Annotated in this window: 15 protein-coding genes and 1 pseudogene; 7 read left to right on the plus strand and 9 right to left on the minus strand. The window is 56.2% G+C overall.

Annotation, left to right across the window (positions count from 1 at the left end; genetic code table 11):
- Window positions 1–194: 194 nt before the first annotated feature.
- Window positions 195–1,533, plus strand: a pseudogene (gdhA, locus tag ABNH10_RS00685) (NADP-specific glutamate dehydrogenase).
- Window positions 1,534–1,571: 38 nt separating this feature from the next.
- On the opposite strand, the gene ABNH10_RS00690 reads toward gdhA, so the two are convergent.
- Both ABNH10_RS00690 and ABNH10_RS00695 read right to left on the minus strand, forming a co-directional pair.
- Window positions 1,572–1,973, minus strand: a complete 402-nt coding sequence (locus tag ABNH10_RS00690) for a YbaN family protein (RefSeq protein WP_349384289.1) — start codon at window positions 1,971–1,973, stop codon at window positions 1,572–1,574.
- A gap of 340 nt (window positions 1,974–2,313) precedes the next feature.
- The gene (locus ABNH10_RS00695) at window positions 2,314–4,110 is read right to left on the minus strand and encodes an acyl-CoA dehydrogenase C-terminal domain-containing protein (protein WP_349384290.1); all 1,797 of its coding nucleotides are present in this window, start codon (window positions 4,108–4,110) and stop codon (window positions 2,314–2,316) included.
- A gap of 278 nt (window positions 4,111–4,388) precedes the next feature.
- On the opposite strand from ABNH10_RS00695, the gene ABNH10_RS00700 reads away from it, so the two are divergent.
- Together ABNH10_RS00700 and ABNH10_RS00705 are read left to right on the plus strand one after the other, a co-directional pair.
- Complete coding sequence (locus ABNH10_RS00700) at window positions 4,389–4,577, plus strand: Trm112 family protein (protein ID WP_349384291.1); 189 nt, start codon at window positions 4,389–4,391, stop codon at window positions 4,575–4,577.
- Window positions 4,578–4,617: 40 nt separating this feature from the next.
- Window positions 4,618–5,655, plus strand: coding sequence for a phospholipase A (locus ABNH10_RS00705; protein WP_349384292.1), 1,038 nt, complete (start codon window positions 4,618–4,620; stop codon window positions 5,653–5,655).
- A 128-nt stretch (window positions 5,656–5,783) separates the two neighbouring features.
- Here ABNH10_RS00705 and ABNH10_RS00710 read toward each other — a convergent pair whose 3' ends face one another.
- From ABNH10_RS00710 to ABNH10_RS00735, 6 genes are all read right to left on the minus strand, one after another.
- A complete protein-coding gene (locus ABNH10_RS00710; protein ID WP_349384293.1) occupies window positions 5,784–6,911 on the minus strand; it encodes a DUF3570 domain-containing protein in 1,128 nt (375 codons plus the stop codon).
- Window positions 6,902–7,129, minus strand: coding sequence for a DUF4266 domain-containing protein (locus ABNH10_RS00715; RefSeq protein WP_349384294.1), 228 nt, complete (start codon window positions 7,127–7,129; stop codon window positions 6,902–6,904). The genes ABNH10_RS00710 and ABNH10_RS00715 overlap by 10 nt, the downstream gene beginning before the upstream one ends.
- Complete coding sequence (locus tag ABNH10_RS00720; RefSeq protein ID WP_349384295.1) at window positions 7,129–7,620, minus strand: TlpA disulfide reductase family protein; 492 nt, start codon at window positions 7,618–7,620, stop codon at window positions 7,129–7,131. Before ABNH10_RS00720 ends, ABNH10_RS00715 begins: the two co-directional genes overlap by 1 nt.
- A gap of 100 nt (window positions 7,621–7,720) precedes the next feature.
- Window positions 7,721–8,404, minus strand: coding sequence for an outer membrane beta-barrel domain-containing protein (locus tag ABNH10_RS00725; protein ID WP_349384296.1), 684 nt, complete (start codon window positions 8,402–8,404; stop codon window positions 7,721–7,723).
- Window positions 8,374–9,027 carry an outer membrane beta-barrel protein gene (locus ABNH10_RS00730; protein ID WP_349384297.1) on the minus strand — a complete coding sequence of 218 codons (654 nt, stop codon included), beginning with the start codon at window positions 9,025–9,027 and terminating at the stop codon, window positions 8,374–8,376. Before ABNH10_RS00730 ends, ABNH10_RS00725 begins: the two co-directional genes overlap by 31 nt.
- A gap of 150 nt (window positions 9,028–9,177) precedes the next feature.
- A complete protein-coding gene (locus ABNH10_RS00735; RefSeq protein WP_349384298.1) occupies window positions 9,178–11,793 on the minus strand; it encodes an HzsA-related protein in 2,616 nt (871 codons plus the stop codon).
- A gap of 204 nt (window positions 11,794–11,997) precedes the next feature.
- On the opposite strand from ABNH10_RS00735, the gene ABNH10_RS00740 reads away from it, so the two are divergent.
- From ABNH10_RS00740 to ABNH10_RS00755, 4 genes are all read left to right on the plus strand, one after another.
- Complete coding sequence (locus ABNH10_RS00740) at window positions 11,998–13,173, plus strand: hypothetical protein (RefSeq protein ID WP_349384299.1); 1,176 nt, start codon at window positions 11,998–12,000, stop codon at window positions 13,171–13,173.
- A 3-nt stretch (window positions 13,174–13,176) separates the two neighbouring features.
- Window positions 13,177–15,651, plus strand: a complete 2,475-nt coding sequence (locus ABNH10_RS00745) for a LamG domain-containing protein (protein ID WP_349384300.1) — start codon at window positions 13,177–13,179, stop codon at window positions 15,649–15,651.
- Window positions 15,652–15,674: 23 nt separating this feature from the next.
- Window positions 15,675–17,249 (plus strand): hypothetical protein, encoded by a 1,575-nt coding sequence (locus ABNH10_RS00750; RefSeq protein ID WP_349384301.1) that lies wholly within the window; start codon window positions 15,675–15,677, stop codon window positions 17,247–17,249.
- 85 nt (window positions 17,250–17,334) lie between these two features.
- Window positions 17,335–18,318: an FAD:protein FMN transferase gene (locus ABNH10_RS00755; RefSeq protein WP_349384302.1), complete on the plus strand. Its 984-nt coding sequence runs from the start codon at window positions 17,335–17,337 to the stop codon at window positions 18,316–18,318.
- Window positions 18,319–18,476: 158 nt separating this feature from the next.
- Here ABNH10_RS00755 and ABNH10_RS00760 read toward each other — a convergent pair whose 3' ends face one another.
- A complete protein-coding gene (locus tag ABNH10_RS00760) occupies window positions 18,477–20,399 on the minus strand; it encodes a tetratricopeptide repeat protein (protein WP_349384303.1) in 1,923 nt (640 codons plus the stop codon).
- Between the last annotated feature and the right edge of the window lie 3 nt (window positions 20,400–20,402).

Here is a 20,402-nt window from a genome sequence, read left to right on the forward strand (position 1 = left end):
GTTCATATCGCGTATTTTGCCTGTTTATTGCCCTTGCTGCCGCCCCCTTCCACCTTCAGAGGCGCAATCGTGACGCTTTGAAGCGATGGCGCCCGCTTCTATAAATAGACACAAGACTCCCGGGAAGCATCAATTTGGTGCACTATTAAGCACCAAATTGATGCTATTTCATCCTCGAATATCAGGACCCCCTTATGTCATCAGGGCTACAGGACTTTCTTCAGTATATAAAACAGCGCGACCCGGAACAGAGCGCTTTCCACCAAGTAAGCGAAGAGGTATTTCGCTCACTCTGGCCTTTTCTGGAAGAAAACCCTACGTATCGGTCCATGGGGTTGTTGGAAAGGCTTGTTGAGCCCGAGCGGGTGATTCAATTTAGAATCGCCTGGCAGGATGATAACGGTCAGGTCCATGTCAATCGTGGATATCGGGTACAGATGAACAGCGCCATCGGCCCCTACAAAGGCGGGCTACGCTTTCATCCATCGGTTAATCTGGACATCCTGAAGTTTCTCGCCTTCGAGCAAACCTTTAAAAACTCGCTAACCTCCCTGCCTATGGGTTCAGGTAAAGGGGGCGCGGACTTTGACCCCAAAGACAAGTCCGACGGTGAAATTATGCGTTTTTGCCAAGCGTTTATTACCGAACTCTATCGCCATATTGGTCCCAATCTGGATATTCCTGCCGGCGATATCGGGGTCGGTGCTCGGGAAGTGGGCTATATGTTTGGCATGTACAAAAAGCTCTCCAACGAATTCACAGGCACCTTTACCGGAAAAGGCTTTGCCTTCGGCGGCTCACGAATTCGCCCGGAAGCCACCGGCTATGGCTGCGTTTATTTCGTTGAAGAAATGATGAAAACCCGCCATAGCGGACTGGAAGGGAAAAAAACCGTGATCTCCGGTTCTGGCAATGTCGCCCAGTTTGCCGCCAGGAAAGTACTCGAACTAGGCGGCAAGGTGCTGACTCTTTCCGATTCCAGCGGCACCCTGTTTTTCCCACAGGGAATGACCGACGACGATCTTCTTCATATTAGCGAGCTGAAAAATAAGCCCGGAGCGCGCCTCAGCGAAGCGATTCAAGATTTGAATGCTGAATACCTGGAGAGCCAGCGCCCCTGGCACATCCCCTGTGATATTGCGCTGCCATGCAGCCACCCAAAATGAGCTTGACGGGGGCAACGCCCGCACCCTGATCAAAAATAATTGTCAGGTTGTTGCAGAAGGGGCAAACATGCCATGCACCCTGGAAGCCATGGACATCTTCCGCGATGCCCACATATTATTTGCACCCGGCAAAGCCGCCAATGCAGGCGGGGTCTCGGTATCAGGGCTGGAAATGAGCCAGAACAGCTTACGATTAAACTGGTCTTCCGGAGAGGTAGACGAGCGACTGCATTCGATAATGCAGCGCATTCACCATTCCTGCATTGAGTACGGAACCGTAGACGGCACCACCGATTATGTTCGGGGGGCAAATATCGCCGGATTCGTCAAAGTGGCGGATGCCATGCTCGCCCAGGGAGTGGTGTAAGCGCTTTTTTTCAGCACCACCAAACAGGCGGACGGGCGCTATCGGCCGGCCCGCCTGTCCTCAGGTTGTCCCTGCTTAGCTTCAGGCTCCGGGCGAGTCCAAAGCCACGCGGCAGTCACCATCAATATTGCTGGAACACCCAGCTTTAACGCCACATGGGCCGCAGAAATCGCAATCATCATCACACTAAGCAACATCATTACAGACGCCGCTATTTTGGCCCGACGCGACACCGCGCCATGCTCTCGCCATTCACGGATACTGGGGCCATATTTAGGGTGCCCCAGCAGCCAGGCCTCCAGCCGGGGCCAACCGTGAGTCCCTGCCCAGGCGGCCAGTAACAAAAAGGGCACCGTGGGCAAACCAGGGATGACTACACCAATCCCCCCAAGCACCACGGACGATATTGCCAGCAACCGCCAGGCAATGATTTTAAGCATTGCGCACACTCCTGAAATGTCACAACAGCATGCATACAGCGAGAGCTCGCTGCAAAAGACCCAGGCCAGATATGACCTGCAGCCACCTTATGACACTGTTTCGACACGGCCACGTTGAATACTCCCTTGAGCATGACTATACCCAGGATAATAGTAAGCACACGATTTACAGGAAAACGTCCGTCTTCCTTCGCATCAATCCCATCAGCGCCGAAGAAGGGCCACAGTGAGATTGAAACTAAACCCAACGCACCCTACGGCATGCTCTCTGCCTCAACCAGCGGTCAAGCAGCCAAAAAAAACCCGCCATAAAGGCGGGTTTTTTATCAGCAGGAGAGACTTAGAATGCGAAGTGCTCGGCATCCAGGTCCATCATGCAGTCCAAACCACCTTCGATAGCGCCTTTATGGCCAGCCACGCGCGGCAGGATGCGCTTGAAGTAGAAACGCGCAGTACTGATCTTGGCTTTGTAGAAGTCCTCATCACCAGCACCAGCATCTAGCTGGGCTTGCGCGACAGATGCCATGCGCGCCCACAGATAGGCCAGCGTCACGTAACCAGAGTACATCAGGTAATCCACCGAGGCGGCGCCCACGTATTCCGGATTCTGCATGGCCTGCATGCCGATGGCTTGAGTCAGCTCGCCCCATTCCTTGTTGTAGCCGGCCAGCGGCTCAACAAATTCTTTAAGGTCGCCATTCTCACCATTGGCTTCACAGAACTGGTGCACAATCTTGGTGAAGTTACGCAGGGCCTGGCCCTGGGTCATCAACACCTTACGGCCCAACAAATCCAGCGCCTGAATACCGGTGGTGCCTTCGTACAGAGTAGAGATACGGGCATCACGAACGTTCTGCTCCATGCCCCACTCACGAATAAAGCCGTGACCACCGTAGATCTGCACACCGTGGTTAGCAGCTTCCAGGCCTGTTTCGGTCACAAACGCTTTGGCGATCGGTGTCAGCAGCGCCATCAGTTCGTCGGCTTCTTTACGTGCCGCGTCGTCCTTCTCCAGCTTCACCTTGTCGCCCAGCTGGGCACACAGGTAAACCAGTGCACGGCCACCTTCGGCGAATGCCTTGGAGGTCAGCAGCATGCGACGCACATCTGGGTGAACGATGATCGGGTCAGCCGGGCCTTCCGGGTTCTTAGGTCCAGACAGACTACGCATGGCCAAACGTTCCTTGGCGTAGGTCAGCCCGCCCTGGAAACCAATTTCAGCGTGCGCAACACCTTGAATAGCAGTACCCAGGCGAGCGAAGTTCATGAAGGTGAACATGCAGTTCAAACCTTTGTTCTCCGGACCGATCAGGTAACCAGTCGCACCGTCGAAGTTCATTACACAGGTAGCAGAAGCCTTAATACCCATCTTGTGTTCGATGGAACCACAGGTCACCGCATTGCGCTCACCCACGCTGCCGTTACCGTCAGTCATGAACTTGGGCACGATGAACAGGGAAATGCCCTTGGTGCCTTTCGGAGCACCCGGCAGGCGAGCCAGGACGATATGGATGATGTTCTCAGCCATGTCATGCTCACCGGCGGAGATGAAGATCTTGGTGCCGGTGATGCTGTAGGATCCGTCGTCGTTAGGCTCGGCCTTGGTTTTGAGAATGCCTAGGTCAGAACCACAGCTAGGCTCAGTCAGACACATAGTGCCGGTCCACTCACCACTGGTTAGCTTGGGCAAGTACCCTTGTTTCTGCTCTTCAGTGCCGTGTTCTTCAATGGTGGCAACCGCACCATGGGACAGGCCCGGGTACATGCTCCAGGACCAGTTGGCAGAACCGGTCATTTCTGATATCGCGATACCGGCAGAACCCGGCAGGCCTTGGCCCCCGAACTCAGGATCGCCACCCATGGCCGGCCAGCCACCCTCTACGTATTTGACGTAGGCTTCTTTAAAGCCTTTCGGCGTGGTCACCACACCATTTTCGAAACCACAGCCTTCCTCATCACCGGAACGGTTTAGAGGAGCCAGTTCGTTTTCAGAAAACTTGGCGCCTTCTTCCAGGAAAGCATTCAGCAGTTCGCTATTGATATCGTCCAAACCCAGGCTGGCGTAGTGGCCATCCAGGTCGAGCACTTCATTCAGTACAAAGCGCATGTCGCGCAGGGGAGCCTTGTAATCCGGCATCTCAAATCTCCCTTAAATTACCGGTAACAATGAGGCGGGCCGTGGCTCGCCACTCTTTTAAGTGGGCTAATCTTAGGTCAGGCTTCCGGCACGTCTCCACCCCTATTTGTGACCCGCAAGTCAAACAAGCGTTTGAAACTAATGTTTGCCCGCTAACCGCCCTGTTTTCAAAGACAATTACCAGGAAATCGTAAAAAAGCATCGGTCTGCTTGCGATAGGCATTCAACCCGCCGAGGTTTCGGTATACTCGCGACATTACCGTTTAGGAGTGGTGAAAATGCTTGATCCCAATCTACTGGATATTTTGGTCTGCCCGGTCAGCAAAGCACCGTTGATCTACGATGAAAAAACCGCAGAGTTAAAGTGCAAAGCCAGCGGCTTAGCCTATCCGGTGCGCGATGGCATACCCGTCATGCTGGAAGAGCAAGCTCGCTCCATGAGTGATAGCGAAGCCCAATCGCTGTAACTGATCGCCACCTAAAACACCTCGCCACAGGAAGGCCCACATGCATAAACGGCTTGTTTTCGCCCTGGCACTAGCCAGCTCCACGCTCTGCGCAGAAGAACCCGCCAGCCACGACGTGCCAGTGCCTGACCGCGCCCCCTCCAACATGACAGAAGACCAAAAGCTCAATAACTGCCTGCTGCGTGGTGCTCAGACGGCTAACGGCGGGGTGACATTGACGGAAATGCGCGGCTGGTGCACCAATGGTGAAGAGCGGAAGAAGATCAGCGCCCAGGAAAATGCACTGCGCGCTAGGCTGGCGCTGGAAAACACCACCCAGGGGAATCCTTTTGTCATCACCCCCCATCGCCGCAATTACCTGTTACCTTATAGTTACTGGTCTAATCGACAGTGGAACGACCCCACTAAAAACGACAGTGACCTACAGCCCTCCGAGGTGAAGTTCCAGTTATCGTTGAAAGCCCCTATCAAAGAAAAGATCTTCGATGACATTACCCTTTGGATGGCCTTTACCGGCACATTCTATTGGCAGGCCTATAACAGTGACCTCTCTGCCCCCTTCCGTGAAGTTAATTACGAACCGGAACTGTTCATAACTAAACCTATCGATTGGCAAATCGGCCCATTGGATTCAGAGTTGCTGACTCTCGGTTTAAACCACCAATCCAATGGTGAGGATGTCCCTGTTTCCCGTAGCTGGAATCGTATCTTCATGAACTATGTGTTCAAGACAGGGGACTATTACTGGTCTTTAAAACCTTGGTATCGCCTACCCGAAGATGAAAAAGATGACCCCACGGATGCGCGCGGCGACGATAACCCGGACATGGAGAAATACATGGGCAATTTCGAGCTGGAAGTCGCCCACCCGTTCGGCAATCAAGTCATCGCGCTGATGTTGCGCAACAACTTGCGCTCGGATAACAAAGGGGCGGGCCGAATCAATTACTCATTCCCGCTAAGCAAACGCTTCAAAGGGCTGGTGCAAGTTTTCTCAGGCTACGGGGATTCACTGATCAACTACGACGATTATGAAAACCGGTACAGCTTCGGGATCCTGTTGACGGATTCGCTATAGAAACAGCCCCAAGCTTCAATTAAACCACAGGAAGCTCTCTTGAAAGCGCGCGGTGGTTGGCAGCGTGACCAAGAGAGTTTTTCGGTGGCCCCGGTGTACAGGCCCGAGGTGTGGCTTGGGGCTCGCGCTTAATACCAGAGCGTAAACAGCAGTCGCGTTACCGTGGCGTCAAAGCTGTACAGCGGCTCGGTGCCCGGCGTAGTCTGCACCCGGATATCGCGGAAGTTATCGTAGTCGAAATTAAAATTGTCGACCCATAGGTGCAAACCGGCCTTATCAATAGCACCCCAATTGGGTTTACTGAACTGGAAGCCCACCCCCACACCAATCACCGTGGAAGAAAATTCACTCAACTCCTTATCCCGGGCCAGGAAGTTTCGGGAGTTCTGAAACGGGAACAGATCTGCATAAAAATCCGCATCGCTCTGCTGATAACTTCGGTAGCGGGTTTGCACGGTCCAGCGCTGGCCGATGGGTTGAATCAACTGAAGCTGCCAGCTAGTAGCATCAACATCCCAGGAATCGTTATACGTCCGGTACTCACCGTGCAATCCGGCGCGCCACGGCAGATAATAAGACAACCGGATCGCGGTGGCTTCACTGGTACGGGTATTGGGGTAGCGTTCCGGTTCAAAACTGTAGCTGTTAGCCGAGGTCAGGTAGCGCACAGACCGGTAGGGATTATTCAGATAACCCTCATCGGTAATCAATTCATGGGTGATGCTGCCGATCAGGTTTTTTGTCAACACTTGGCTCAACCCGATACGAAAATGCTGACGATCCGCCTCTTCAGCGAAGCTATTGTCATCGGTGCGGAATATTTCATCCCATCCTTTTGAATACCCTAAACTCAGGGTGGTCAGGTCACCGAAAAAATCCTGACTCATGTCAAAATGCACCGAGTTCGCTTCGAAATCACTTTCCTCGCTGTTACCGTAACTCAATGAGTAAATCGCTTTGCCCGCCAGATAATCCACGCCAATACTTTTCTCTGTGCGCTCCTCCGAATACGAGCTGGCGCTAGTCACCACATCAATGGAGGCCGCCGACACCTTGTCTACATAATAGTTGGCTCGCACCGACACTCTATCGGCAAACGATTTACGCACCAGCACCGAGGGGCCCTTGATATCCATGCCGCCGCCATCATAGCGATGATGCAATATGTCCAGGCGATCTTCCGGTAAGACCGCCGCTACCGAACTGGCAGCCAACAGCCATAGTGTAACCGCACGCAGAGCCCACATCAGTTGCATCCACAACCTCCACCGGCACTGCCTTCTGCTCCTCGCATGGCTTCACGGGCCTGATGCACATGGTGCATATAGTTATCCCCCGCCGGATTGGCCGCCGGGTTCATCACCGGGTCGGCCAGCCGGGCACGTTCGTAGGGCTTAAGCCAAGGTTTAACCGATGAGCAGCCACTGCTCAGGGCGACGGCGATCAGCAGAAATATCAGCACCGTGTTTCGCATTATTCGAGCACCAGTTCCTTCACTTCGGTCCGATAGTGGTCCATATACCCGTCTTTGTAGCCGCGATGGTGGTAACGCACCTCACCGTTGCGATCAATCAGCACCGTGGTTGGCATAGCATCCACTTGGTAGGTCTCGCTGGTGCTGTTGGTCGGATCAAACAAGACAGGGAAACTCACGGGAATTTTATCCAACAGCAGATTGGCCTGAGCACGATTTTCGTCCAAGTTTACACCGAGAATGGTAAAGCCATAGTCCCTATATTCACGGTATAACGCATCCAGCAAGGGCATTTCTGTACGGCAAGGTCCGCACCACGACGCCCAGAAGTTCAGCAACACCACCGTGCCCCTCAACTCACTGAGCTTGATGTTTTCACCACTGCTGGATTTCAGGGTAAAGTCCGGCGCCGGGCCAGTCACGTCTGCGTTCACCCCCAAGCCAAATATACATAGCGCTCCACACAGCAAACCTGCTAGGCATTTTTTCATTGCGCTTCCCCCTCACTTTATTTGCTTGCTTTTTTTATGGCCTTTTCGTGCCGAACTATTTCTTGTTCTCGCTATATTACTTGAGTTCAAAACAGCACAATTAGAAAAACACCCCAATACCCGCGGTCAGTTCCAGGTTGTGAGTGGTTTTGTTTTCGCCTAACACATCCAGACTGAAGATATGATCTTTCATGTCCACGCGCACCGCCATCCAGTCATTAATCAACAAACGGTACCCCACCCCCATACTCAACGTGAAATGCTCATCCCCCGCAAAATCGGTCATGCCCGCACCCCCCATCAAATACAGCGCATTATTATAGGCGCGGTTTTCCGTCAGGAAGGCTTCACCTGGCAGCACGTTATAGCCCACACCCACCTGATAGTAAGTATATTCACGCTCGTCATCCGTGAGCAGCTGCACTCCCGCATTCAGCGTTTCAAAGCTTGTATCCCCTGCTTCGGAACGCGCCAGACTACCTTCCAGGAACACATCTTCAGACAGGTGGTAATCCAACCTCAGGCCCACCAGCAGATCACTGCCGAAATCCTCAATGGAAAGGACCCCAGTGTAGAGTCCAATCTCGAAATTTTCCGCGTCAATATCCGCCTCTTTGATATGGCGGCGCTCAATATTCGGATCGAGAATAGATTCCGCATCCGCATCACGGACGGAAGCCTTACTATCGCCACTATTATTATCACTGCCCTGTTCCGCCGCCAGGCTTTGCAGTGGCAACAACAGGGAAGTCGTTAAAACAATACAGAGAAACCGAGTTTCCATTCTTCTAAATTCCGGTTGTCGTCTTCTTGGGTAAACAGCACATAGCTACGGTATTCGCCGCGGAGAACAAAACCCCGCGAGAGGTAGGCTTTCAGGCCAGCTCCGGCAAAGGAAAAATCCTCATCACGATTTTCCGGTGTCACTACCGTGGCCCGAGGCTCAATTTTGGCCCGCCCGGTACCCAGCATGACATAGGGAGAGACCCGCCAACGCGGGAACATCTCGTGCTGCAAATTAATATCGATCAATTTGTTGTTCGCGAAGTAGCCGCTGGCCTGGGTGAACATGGCTTCCGCGGACAAGTTTTCTGTCAGACGATAGCCCAACGCAACCGCTAATGAGGTTACCTGATCCAGCTCACCCATCAATACTGACGCCTGCCAGTGACCTGACTGAAATCCTTCCTGGCCCAGGTTCTTCATTCCCGGAGTTTGTTCGCTACCATCTAGGGTGGCAAGCAACGCGGCCCGTGGCACCCAACCGACACGACCACGCACGGTGCTGACTTTGATCCAGCCGGCTCGGCGGTACTCCAGAGTCAGTGGGGCATCGCGCTCCACAACGTGAAACACCGGATAACCGCGACCAGGGCCAGTGTGGATTTCCACAAATGGTTCCGCCACTTTGACACGCACCGGGGCGGCGTCCGATTTGGGTTCAGCCTTGGGCTCCGCCCACGCAGGCAGGACCGAAATCAGTGATAATAGGATTACAACAAGGCGCACCGGGTGCGTCTCCTTTCCAATACATTTCAGCGTACGGGGAAACCCCGCTCAGTTTTCCGGTACCCGGAAGGGGTCGTTATACAATTGCGCCCCCAGATCTATCCATTCAGCCAGCAAACGCTGTTCTGCCGCACTCAGCCAGCCCTCATGTACATTACCGGTTTCAAACCGATCAAAGAAGGCATTAGAGTTACGTGCCTGTCCGGCTCGAAGGGTCGCGGCTACCGCTACTGTCTCCATAACCGGCACTGGATTGTCATTGTTATCCAGAATCAACTCACCGTCTTCATCTATTTGATAAACCACATTACCGTCGCCATCGGTAACAATCACTAAGTTCTCCACTAAAGCACCCTCTTCGAGCACCAATTCGTTGTCATTGAATAACAACTCCCGGTAGCTAGTTGGCTGCTCTGGCTGATTCGGAGAAGCATCGCCAGTGAGCTCCAGCTGAGCCGGCGGGACTTGCAGCGCGTTCATGGCATCACGGCGGCTATGGCATAAAGAGCACGTATGGTCTTCCATAACGCCTCCAACCTCTTGCATCCGGGGTAAATCCCAAATGGGCTGGATATGGTCTTCGTAATGTATCACGGTGCGGCATTCCGGCTGCCACTGAGTCTGGCAGGCTGCGGTTGCGGGCGCCAGAGTCTCCAGATCAGCATAACTGAGCAGTAGTTCATCCGCTGGATCCGGTCCCGGATCGCTCCAGGCATCAAATGCCTGCATGTTGGTAGCCGGCCATTCACTTTCGGGCAGAAAACGGGCCAGAGCCTGGGCCATAGTTTCACCGGCATCGGCAAACGGCACCACATCTGCCCGGCTGTTGGGGAAGGGCTGCCCGGTAACTGGCGCGCCCTCATTAATCGATGGCGCCATGCCATCAGTGCGGCCATGGGGCAGAGGACTATTGTTCCGATGGCACCCCTGGCATTGCAAGGTTTCACCCGGACGCAAGTTCAGCCAAGCCCCATGGCGGCTTAATACGGACTTGCCGTCTGCATCCACTAATTGCAGGCCCAGAGGGGCATCCGCCGGCACCCTGGCACGCACGGAACCGTCTGGCTCTACTGGCACATAGCCGACAATTTCGCGCATGCCGAAGCTGGCCGAACGGCCAAACTGGGCGCCACTGATATCACGAACGTCTTGATTGGGAATCAGCACGCCTTTAGTGATACGCAAAAACCGCACCCGCCGCTGCGCAGGCGTCACCTGGGCCGGATCACTGAAATCGGCAATGGAATTGACGCCCGGTAGCCCAGGGTTCATGTAACTGGAAAAGCCACCATCCAGGTCGTAAACGCTGCGGATATCGATTCGCGCCATATTAGCGTCGGCGAGATCCTCATCCCGGTCGGCTGTCGGCACTACCGCCGCCATGCTACTGGGCGTGGCCACCGCGAGCTCAGTCACCCACAGCCCCTGCTGAGGCTGAACCACCGGCCGCTGCGTTCCTTCTGCTGGATTCAGAATCCACAGGCCGAAAGCCGGCTCGGCCTCCGGCAAGCCCCGCTGCAGGTATTCGTCGGTACAGGGGCGCAATAACGCCCCGTCCTGCAAGCGACAGGGTGACCAGGCCATCAGGTAACGCCCAGTGCCATCCTTCAGGCTGACCAGGTCCGCCAACCGTCCGGTCACCGAAACATTGCCGGTAAGGGTGGTGCCCGGCCCCGGCAACGCCTCTTCCGCCTGCCCCGCCACGCGGCCAAACAAGGGCCCCTCGCGGTTAACGAAATTATCGATATCGATAGCCACGGGCTCCATTTGCCCGGCAGCGGCCTCACGCAAACGGATGGCAGTGAGCAGACGCCCATCATCCATGAAAGATAAAGGCAAAAACTCGCGACGGGCATTGCCGGTAAGCGCATGGCTCTCCGCACCATAAAGCGGCGTCAGTGACGTTCCATCCGGATTGACCCGATAAAGATCGAAGCGGTCTTCATTGTCCTTGTTATCCCAGCGCAAAAAGACCACCCGGCCGTCTGCTTTCACCAACGGTGCCACATCGTGACTCATGTTAAAGGTGATCTGCTCGATATCGGAGCCATCCGGCTGCATCACATGCAGCGCAAAAGCGCTCACGTCACGGCCTTCTTCGAGGGGGTAAAACTGAGGCTTCCCTTCATCCAGCAAGCGTGCCCGGGCCTGCCGCTGGCGAGTGGAAGAAAACACGATGCGGCCATCTGGCAGGTAGGCGGGATAACGATCCTGGCCTTCTTCCGCCAGCAGGTTACTGCTGATCAGACGGTGAAGGGATTGAGACGAAAACGCATATTCCCACAGGTTCCACGTGGGCTGTTCGTCGTCATCTGCACCCTCGATTTCCGGTGCACGGGCAGCAAATAGCAGCCGCGCGCCATCCGGGCTAACGCTGATATCACGAATGTCATGACCATCGCCCAGCCGCGCCGTAGTCACATCCCGCGCCTTGGCTCGGGCGGAGGCACTGTCGCGGACCATCAGCCGAGCGCCCGCTTGGAAACCCGCCGGATCCTCCAGTGTCCTCTCGCCCATCTCAGCTGGAGGAGGTATGCGTTGCACATAGGCCACCGGAATCGCGGTGACTGTCGGATCCTGACTCTGCTCACTGTCATCCAGCCCCCCGCAGCCCGCAAGCACTGCCAGCAGAGCCAACCCCCCAATACGCATTGTTATTTTCACCCGATCATCCGTATTTCTTATATTTACGTCAGTGTCACGAATATCTTCTTATATTTCTGGGCACCACTTCACAGAGAGTGGCGCAGAATGTCATAGAGAATACGAATGGGATACGGGGAATCTGTTCAACGGTAATACCATTACCACTACCGGCAATCATCTTGTCGTTACGGTGCTCATAAGAGAACAACAAGGATCAAGCCCATGAAAGGCTACCGGGGGATCATACTGATCGCACTCGCCATCGTGGTACCCACCACTGCCACGGCCAATAGCCGGGATCAGGCACAGCGCATCCACAATCGGCTGGCCGGCGTACCTGCCGATGCGGCGACATTGAGCGATATGACCGCTCTGATTGAGAGCAACAAAGCGGATGAAGCCGCCGAGCTGGCCATGGAGAACCCGGCCTTCTACAACGTCACCATCAAGCAGTTCGCCACCCCCTGGACCAACGAAGCCCAAGATGTGTTCGCACCGCTCAATGACTACACCGCCACTATCATCGGCGTCGTCCGTGATGAGATTGATTTCCGCCGCATTCTCTACAGCGACCTGCTCTACGTGGGCAGCGCCAGCCCAGCGGCCTCCCCCAGCAGCAATGCCCACTACGTGGCACTGGAAAATCAGCATGCGGACCTGAGCACGGCACTCACCGAAAGCAGCCAGGCCAGCCAATACGGCACTCCCGCCGAAGCCGTGGCCGGCGTGCTGACCACCCGCGCTGCCGCCAACGCCTTCTTTTATGCCGGCACCAACCGGGCCATGCTGCGTTTTACCATGATGAATCACATGTGCCGCGATCTGGAACAGGTCAAGGACACCACCCGCCCGTCCGACCGTATCCGTCAAGACATCAGCCGCAGCCCCGGTGGCGACAGTCGCATTTTCCGCAACAGCTGCATCGGCTGTCACAGCGGCATGGACCCGCTCGCCCAAGCCTTTGCGTATTACGACTGGGAAGGCGACCAAGAAGGGAATGGCGGCCGCATGGTCTATAACAACAGTAATGATCCCAACACCGGCAGCCGGGTGCAGGGCAAATATCTGATCAACAGTAACAACTTCCCTTGGGGCTACATTACCCCGGATAACCGTTGGGATAACTACTGGCGCAAGGGGCCCAACGCCAATCTGGGCTGGGACTTGAGTCTACCCGGCAGCGGGGAAGGGGCCGCCAGCATGGGCAAGGAGCTGGCTCACAGCGAAGTGTTCGCCACCTGCCAGGCAGAAAAAGTGTTCCAGACCGTCTGCCTGCGTAAACCCGCCGACAACGCAGACACCGCCGAACTGGTCAACATGACGAATCACTTCAAGAACGATAACTACCGCGTGAAAACCCTGTTTTCCGATGCGGCCACTTACTGCATGGGGGAGTAACGGATGACCAACTTCCAGCGAACGGACTGCCGCATTCCCGCCCTGCTAGCCGGTCTGCTTTTCACCTTGCTTAGCGGTTGTGGTGGCAGTGGCAGCGGTGCAGATACTCACTCCAACGTAGATACCAGCGACAGCGATAGCGGTGTCAATTATACCGGCCCCGCCCCCCGCAACGCCGACACCTCCGCTTTCAAGATTTATATCTGGAATAACCTGGTGAGCGAACAACGTTGCGGCGCCTGCCACCGCAACCAGCAACCCGATTTCGTGCAAACCGGTGATATCAACGCGGCCTACGCCGCCGCCAACCCGCTGATCAATCTCAATCAGCCAGCGGCATCGCGCATGGTGCAGAAAGTGGCCGGTAACCATAATTGCTGGGAAGCCGATCCACAGATCTGCGCGGACCAGATCAGTACCTGGATCAGCGCCTGGGCAGGAGAAACCGTGGGGCTGGGCGGCGGCACCACCGAACTGAATACACCACCACTGTACGATCCAGGTGACAGCAAGAATTTCCCGGTGGACAGTGGGCTGTTCGAAACCACTGTCTACCCGCTGCTGGAACCGCATTGCAGCGAATGTCACCAAAGCGATGCAACCACTGCCCAGGCCCCCTATCTAGCGGCCAATGACGTAGACGAAGCCTACAGTGCTGCGCAAAGTAAAATTGACCTGAATCAGCCGGAACTCAGCCGCTTGGTGGAGCGCCTGCGCGAAGATAACCATAACTGTTGGAGCGACAGTTGCAGCGATGATGCTGACGATATGGAAGACGCCATTCATGACATGGCCAACAACATTACTGCCACCGCCCCCGATGACGATCTTGTGCTGAGCAAGGCACTAACCGTGGACGAAGGCACCCTGGCCGCAGGCGGCGGACGCTACGAAAGCAACGTAGTGGCCCGCTATGAGTTTAAGACCGGGGAAGGGCTCATCGCCTACGATTCTTCCGGCGTCGATCCGGCCATCCACCTGCAATTCAGCGGTGATGTGGCTTGGGAAGGCGGTTGGGGCATTCGACTCAACGGCGGCAAGGCCCAGGGCAGCACCCAAGCCAGCAAGAAACTCACCGATCTGATTGCCGCCACCGGAGAACTGACCCTGGAAGCGTGGCTGGTGCCCGCCAGCACCGGTCAGGGCGACGCTCACATCATCAGCTACTCCGCTGGCACCATGGCGCGTAACCTGACCTTGGCACAGGGCGGCAGCAACTACGTCACCTACCAGCGCATTGGCGAAGCTACCGACAGCAACGGCGAACCGCTACTGGCCACCGCCAACGATCCGCTACAGGCTAGCCTGCAACATGTGGCGGTGACTTTTGACCCCGTAAACGGCCGGCGGATCTACATCAATGGTGAACGTAATGACACCACCGATCCGGTCACCCCGGGACTGCTCAATACCTGGGATGACACCTTTGCCCTGGTGCTCGGCAACGAAGCCTCCAGCGATCGGCCCTGGGAAGGCGTGATCCGCTTTGCCGCCATTCATAACCGGGCACTTACCGGGGAACGCATTCGCACCAACTTTGCTGCCGGTGTCGGTGAACGCTACTTCCTGCCGTTTTACATCGGCCACCTGATTGACCAGCCCGGCGCCTACCTAGTGTTCGAAGTGTCTCGCTTCGATAATTACAGCTACCTGTTCGCCGCCCCCTACTTTATCAACCTGGAGCAGCAGATAGTGGAAGCCGAGGTGGCCCTGCAAGGCCTACGCCTCGGTGTGAATGGCCGGGTACCGGATGTGGCCCAGTCCTTTGCCATGGTAGACACACTGATTGGCGGGGATGGTTACAGCGAGCAAGGCGAAACACTCTCTCGCTTGGGCACGCTACTGCCGGTAGAACAGGGCCAGGAAAACGATGAATTCTTCCTCACCTTCGAACGTCTGGGCAGCCATACCAATGTGCACACGGACCCGCAGCCCCTGCCACTGACGCCGAACCAGTACGGCGAGCAGCCGTTGCCCGGCCTGCGCAACTTTGCCGAAATCAACGCAACCATGAGCCACCTAACCGGCGTACCGGAAGGTTACGGCGAGGTGCCGGAAACCTACCTGCGGCTGCGCGCCCAGTTGCCCAGCGAAGAAAACATCGAAGCCTTCCTCACCGCTCATCAAGTGGGGGTAGCCCAACTGGCGATTGAGTACTGCAATGCGCTAGTGGAGGCCGAACGCAACAGCGACGTCAGTATTGAGCCGTTGTTCGTTGACATGAACTATAACCTCGGCGCCGACACTTTTAGCCAGCAGAACTGGAAAGACTGGGTCATTTCGCCGCTGTTTGATCGCATGGTCGGCAACGGCCAGGCCAGCCAACCGGACCGCAACGGCGTAGAAAGCGAGCTGGAGAACCTGCTGTTTGATACCAACCTCACCCAGTGCAGCAGCGATTGCGTGGTGCGCACTGCCACCGCCACCAAAGCGGCCTGCGCCGCCGTACTCGGCAGTGCCACCATGCTGTTTCAGTAAGGGGCCAAACCATGAGAAGAGTGATGAAAAAACCACAGGCATTGCACCCCGACGCACCCCTATTGAATCTGGGCCATGGCAGACCTATTAGCCGTCGTGACGCCCTTGGCCGCGGTCTAGTCTCCGGCGCCGCCTTCGGCAGCATGGGGCTATTCGGTCTGTTTAGCAGCCCCCGGGACGCCATGGCTGCCCTACAAGGTGACCTGGAAACAATTAAAACCGATTGCGGTATTCTCGGTGCCGGAGCAGGCAAAATTCCCTTTATCTGTTTCGATCTGGCTGGTGGCGCCAATATAGCCGGATCCAACGTGCTGGTGGGCGGCCAAGACGGACAGCTGGATTTTCTTAACAGTGCAGGCTACTCCAAGCTCGGGCTGCCCCGCGACATGGCCCCCAGCAGCAATCCCAGCGTGGTCAACACCGACCTAGGGCTGGCGTTCCACAGTGATTCTCCCTTCCTGCGCGGCATTCAGGAAAGAGCCCCAGGCGCCATGGGCAACGTGAATGGCTGTGTGATTCCGGCGCGCTCCGAGAACGACACTGCCAACAACCCCCACAACCCCCTATATGGTATTTTCAATGCCGGCGCCGATGGCGAGCTACTGTCACTGATCGGCTCAAGCAGCTCTTTGTCAGGCGGCAACTCCATGGCCCCGGACGGTTCCATCATCGCCTCAGCCCGCCCCACCAAGGTCGACCGTGGTACCGATGTCACCGGCTTAGTGGACACCGGCAAGCTGGTGGGCCTGCTATCCAAGGACGATGCAGTATCGGTAATGGAATCCATCGCCCGCATCAGCCATAAGCGCATCGATCGTATCGACAGCGGCCTCACCGACGCCAACCGCCGCGCCAACTTGCGCGATCTGTTGCGCTGCGGCTATGTGGAAGCTGCAGACATTACCGATCGCTATGGTGACCCCTCCGCCCTGAATATTAGAGAGGACATGGACATCCTGAGCATTTTCTCAGATGCAGAATTGAATGACCGGGAATTCCAGAAAACCGCCTCCATCATGAAGCTGGTGATCAATGGCTACGCCGGCGCCGGCTGCATTTCCATGGGGGGGTTCGACTACCACACCGGCGAGCGAGGCACCGGAGAACAACGCGACCTGCGCGCTGGGCGCTGCATGGGCGCCTGCCTGGATTACGCCCGCCGCCGTAACATGCCATTAATGATGTATGTGTTCAGCGATGGCTCCGTGTCTAGCAACGGGCGTATTGATGATTCCGCTAATGGCCGCGGCAAAGGCGAATGGACCGGTGATAACTCTTCGACTGCCGCGTCATTCTTCTTGGTCTACAACCCCAACGGCCGGCCGACCCTGAACACCAATGGCGCCAGCGCTGAGAATCATCAGCAACTGGGCTGGATGCGCAGCGATGCCTCGGTGGAAACCGCCGGCACCCCGGCGGCCAACAACGTCAATCTGCTAGCGGAAACCGTGTGGCTGAACTACATGGCCCTGCACGGTGCAATCGGCGACTTCAGCACCCGCTTCCCTAATCACAGCTTGGGCAACGCTGCCTCGCTAGATAAGCTGGCGGCCTTCAACCCCATCGTCAGCGGCCCGGTGCTTCCTTCTTCCGACTGATCCAGCCTGTGGGGGGCAGCACAACGCCGTTCCGATAGGTACACTACTGTGCCTCACACCGGCTGATAAACCGAAGACGACTGACATGGTTTCGTTTACCTACCCTCGCCGCCTGATCACGCAAATGATCGCTCCCCTGCTTGTGCTACTGGCCCTCCCCACCCACGCTCAGTGGCAACAACAGGACTGGGATGTGATGGGCACCCGGGCCAGCATCACCCTCTGGTCCGAGCAGGATGCGACGCCGTTGTTTCTGGCGTTGAAAGAAGAAATGGCACGTCTCAATACCCTTCTATCCCCCTGGGTGGAAACCAGTGAGCTGGCTCGGGTCAATGCTCGAGCCGCCGAGAAAACCCAAACTATCAGCGTCGAGTTTTACCAGTTACTAGCGCGATCACTGGATTATTACCAGCTCACTGATGGCGCATTCGACATCACCTTTGCTAGCGCCGGCCACCTGTACGATTACCGCGAAGGTACGGCACCGAACGACGTGGCATTGGCCAACGCTCGTCGCCATATTGGCGCGGACCGCATTGAGCTTACGGCACCGGACAAGGTGCGTTTCCGTGACGCGGGCACCCGCATCGACCTGGGCGGCATCGCAAAGGGATACACCATTGATCAGGGCATTGCCCTACTGAAAAAGGCCGGTATTGAACATGCCTATCTGTCATTGGGTGGTGACAGCTATGTGCTGGGCGATCACCGGGGTCGGCCTTGGGAGGTGGGCATTCAACACCCGCGCAACCAACAGGACATCGCCATCAAACTGCCCATAGCAGACCTTGCCATGTCCACATCGGGGGATTACCAGCGTTACTTTATTCAGGATGGCCGGCGCATTCATCACATCCTGTCGCCAAAGACCGGTAAAAGCATCGACGGGCTGGCCAGTGTCACCGTGTTATGTGCCGACAGTATCGATGCCGACGCTCTGTCCACCAGCGTTTTTGTTCTGGGTGCGGAAAAAGGCCTAGCGCTGATCAACCGCCTACCTGACACCTCGGCCATCATTATCGACCGAGACGGCAACGTAACCTATTCTGACGATCTCATTGGCGGCTGAAAATGGCATGTCGAATTACGCCTTTCAGGCTAATTCGACATCACTGCCTACTTTTGCGCACTCCGCCCCACCTCATCCCTTCTCTTCAGCGCACTCCCGGCCCTGCTAAGCAACGCAAAACCCGAGGGTTCAGGTTATCCAGCCAGCCGTTGCGGAGGTCACCGGGAAGAGCCCATAGGGGGTTGCAGCTCAAAAGCAGGTGCCTGGGGAGCGGATTCATCCGGGGTTAGCTCGCGCTCACGGTTGCGGCGCAAAACGTTGTGATACAGATCAGCCAACCCTTCATGTGCCGCCGCACTGAAGCGCTGCACCCGATTACGGGTCTGCGTAACTTGCTGATAGGCGGACGCCTGCAATCCATACTGTTGCCGGCGCATCAGCACTTCGCCACGTCGCTGCAGGCTAACCAGCTCACCGGTCAGCTCATTCAGTTCTTGCGCAAAATGTTCCAGTCGCGTGGAACGGGATGTGGCAGCCAGCACACGGCTACGCAAAATGCGAGTCTGCTCCAACAGCCCATCAACGTCATTAAGCTCCTGCTGGCGCTGCCACTGACGCGGCACAATGTTTTCCTGCATTTCCCACAGTAATACGCCTTTGTAGAAATCCAGCTTGGCAGCGACATCCGGGCGTTTACGCTTGCCCCAGCCCTCGATACGTTGCCGGGCATTCTGCTGGGTTTCCCACAATGTGCGCTCTTGATCGGTGGCAAAGGGCAACGGGTCCTGTCTGGAAACTGCATCCGCGTAGCGACGTTGCAAACGGGTCAGGCGTTCCTGGAAATCTTGCTGCGACAACTCCTTCAATAACGCCTTGGCTGCTGGTCGCGTTTCATCCTGCTTACGCCGGTGCGCCGCCATCAATGTTTCGAAGGCAGGCAGCTTTTTTTGCCACTGGGAGAGCAGATTTGTCTGCCGCAGAAGTTCGTGATAATTGTTCCAGCCCAACTGAAATTCGGTGGTGGCAAACCATTCATAAAACGTTGGAAAACTTTCCACTCGGCGGGGGAGAAACGGGGGCACCGGGTCCATGGCGGTGGACCAGCTGGGCTCGCCCACCATGGCGGCAAACCACTCGCCGCTGGCAATATTGGCCTCTACTTCCAGCAAGTATTGCTGCAAGCCGTCAAAGCGTTCCAGTGCGGTATCGAATGCCTGTTTGGCAGAACGCTGGTCACCCATTTGTTCGTACAGATAGGGGATAGCCAATTGAGCTTCCTGCACCGGCAGGCGCTGGATCGATTTCTTGTCCAGCTGCTGTAATACCGGCAATGCCTTGCGGGGCTGGTTTTCGATCAGGAGGGCGCGGGCATACAGCAACAGGGAAATGTCCGCAAACGGGCCTTCCAAGCGGGCGTCTTGCAACAGCGCCAGCGCTCGGTCTTCCTGGTCGCTGCGCAGCATATAGATCGCCAGCGCCAGCATGGCCTTTTCCTTGATCGCATTCACTTGAGCATCACCTGGCGGCAAGTTAGCCAGCTGCCAAAGCCACTCCTGACCCAACCCAGGGTGCTTGCCGTTGATCCAGCTGATCGCCAGATTATAGCGAAGATAGGCATTAAGCGGGTGGTCTTCGGAGAACGCATCAAGGAGCTCAGCTGCTTCCTCGTAGCGCTCCAGTCGCATCAATATCCGTGCCCGCAAACTGAAATACACCTCATCGAGTGTGTCTGGCGGCTCGCCCACCTGATTATCCAGCATGGCCAACGCCTGGGTATACTTCTGCTGCCGGTAATACAGGCCCGCCAAGTGAATCCAAGCGCGCTGGGCAACCTCTCCGCTCACCTGAGTGTCGAGCAGGCGACTGAATACCTGCTCTGCGTCTTCAGGCATCCCGTAAGCGCTGTACATCGCGCCTAGCAGCACTTCCAGATCCGTCTTGTGAATATCCACCTCGCCCCGCTCCAATGCCATCTGGGCACGGGTCAGGGCGGCAAAATAATCCCCTTTTAAATACAGATAGGCCACTTCACCGTAGGCCAGCTCCTGAACCTGGTGAGGCTCATCCAACCGGGCCCAGCTCAGCGAGCTACACAGCAATAGCCCCACCGCCAGCCCTTTCAAGCATCCGCGCATTGGCATAAA

The organism is Alcanivorax sp. (assembly GCF_040119285.1).
Taxonomy (GTDB): Bacteria; Pseudomonadota; Gammaproteobacteria; order Pseudomonadales; family Alcanivoracaceae; genus Alcanivorax.

Excerpts from the sequence above, each read along its gene's own strand:
- ABNH10_RS00690 (WP_349384289.1), bottom strand. The coding sequence starts at position 1,973 with ATGCTTAAAATCATTGCCTGGCGGTTGCTGGCAATATCGTCCGTGGTG.
- ABNH10_RS00695 (WP_349384290.1), bottom strand. The coding sequence starts at position 4,110 with ATGCCGGATTACAAGGCTCCCCTGCGCGACATGCGCTTTGTACTGAAT.
- ABNH10_RS00700 (WP_349384291.1), top strand. The coding sequence starts at position 4,389 with ATGCTTGATCCCAATCTACTGGATATTTTGGTCTGCCCGGTCAGCAAA.
- ABNH10_RS00705 (WP_349384292.1), top strand. The coding sequence starts at position 4,618 with ATGCATAAACGGCTTGTTTTCGCCCTGGCACTAGCCAGCTCCACGCTC.
- ABNH10_RS00710 (WP_349384293.1), bottom strand. The coding sequence starts at position 6,911 with ATGCAACTGATGTGGGCTCTGCGTGCGGTTACACTATGGCTGTTGGCT.
- ABNH10_RS00715 (WP_349384294.1), bottom strand. The coding sequence starts at position 7,129 with ATGCGAAACACGGTGCTGATATTTCTGCTGATCGCCGTCGCCCTGAGC.
- ABNH10_RS00720 (WP_349384295.1), bottom strand. The coding sequence starts at position 7,620 with ATGAAAAAATGCCTAGCAGGTTTGCTGTGTGGAGCGCTATGTATATTT.
- ABNH10_RS00725 (WP_349384296.1), bottom strand. The coding sequence starts at position 8,404 with ATGGAAACTCGGTTTCTCTGTATTGTTTTAACGACTTCCCTGTTGTTG.
- ABNH10_RS00740 (WP_349384299.1), top strand. The coding sequence starts at position 11,998 with ATGAAAGGCTACCGGGGGATCATACTGATCGCACTCGCCATCGTGGTA.
- ABNH10_RS00745 (WP_349384300.1), top strand. The coding sequence starts at position 13,177 with ATGACCAACTTCCAGCGAACGGACTGCCGCATTCCCGCCCTGCTAGCC.
- ABNH10_RS00750 (WP_349384301.1), top strand. The coding sequence starts at position 15,675 with ATGAAAAAACCACAGGCATTGCACCCCGACGCACCCCTATTGAATCTG.
- ABNH10_RS00755 (WP_349384302.1), top strand. The coding sequence starts at position 17,335 with ATGGTTTCGTTTACCTACCCTCGCCGCCTGATCACGCAAATGATCGCT.
- ABNH10_RS00760 (WP_349384303.1), bottom strand. The coding sequence starts at position 20,399 with ATGCCAATGCGCGGATGCTTGAAAGGGCTGGCGGTGGGGCTATTGCTG.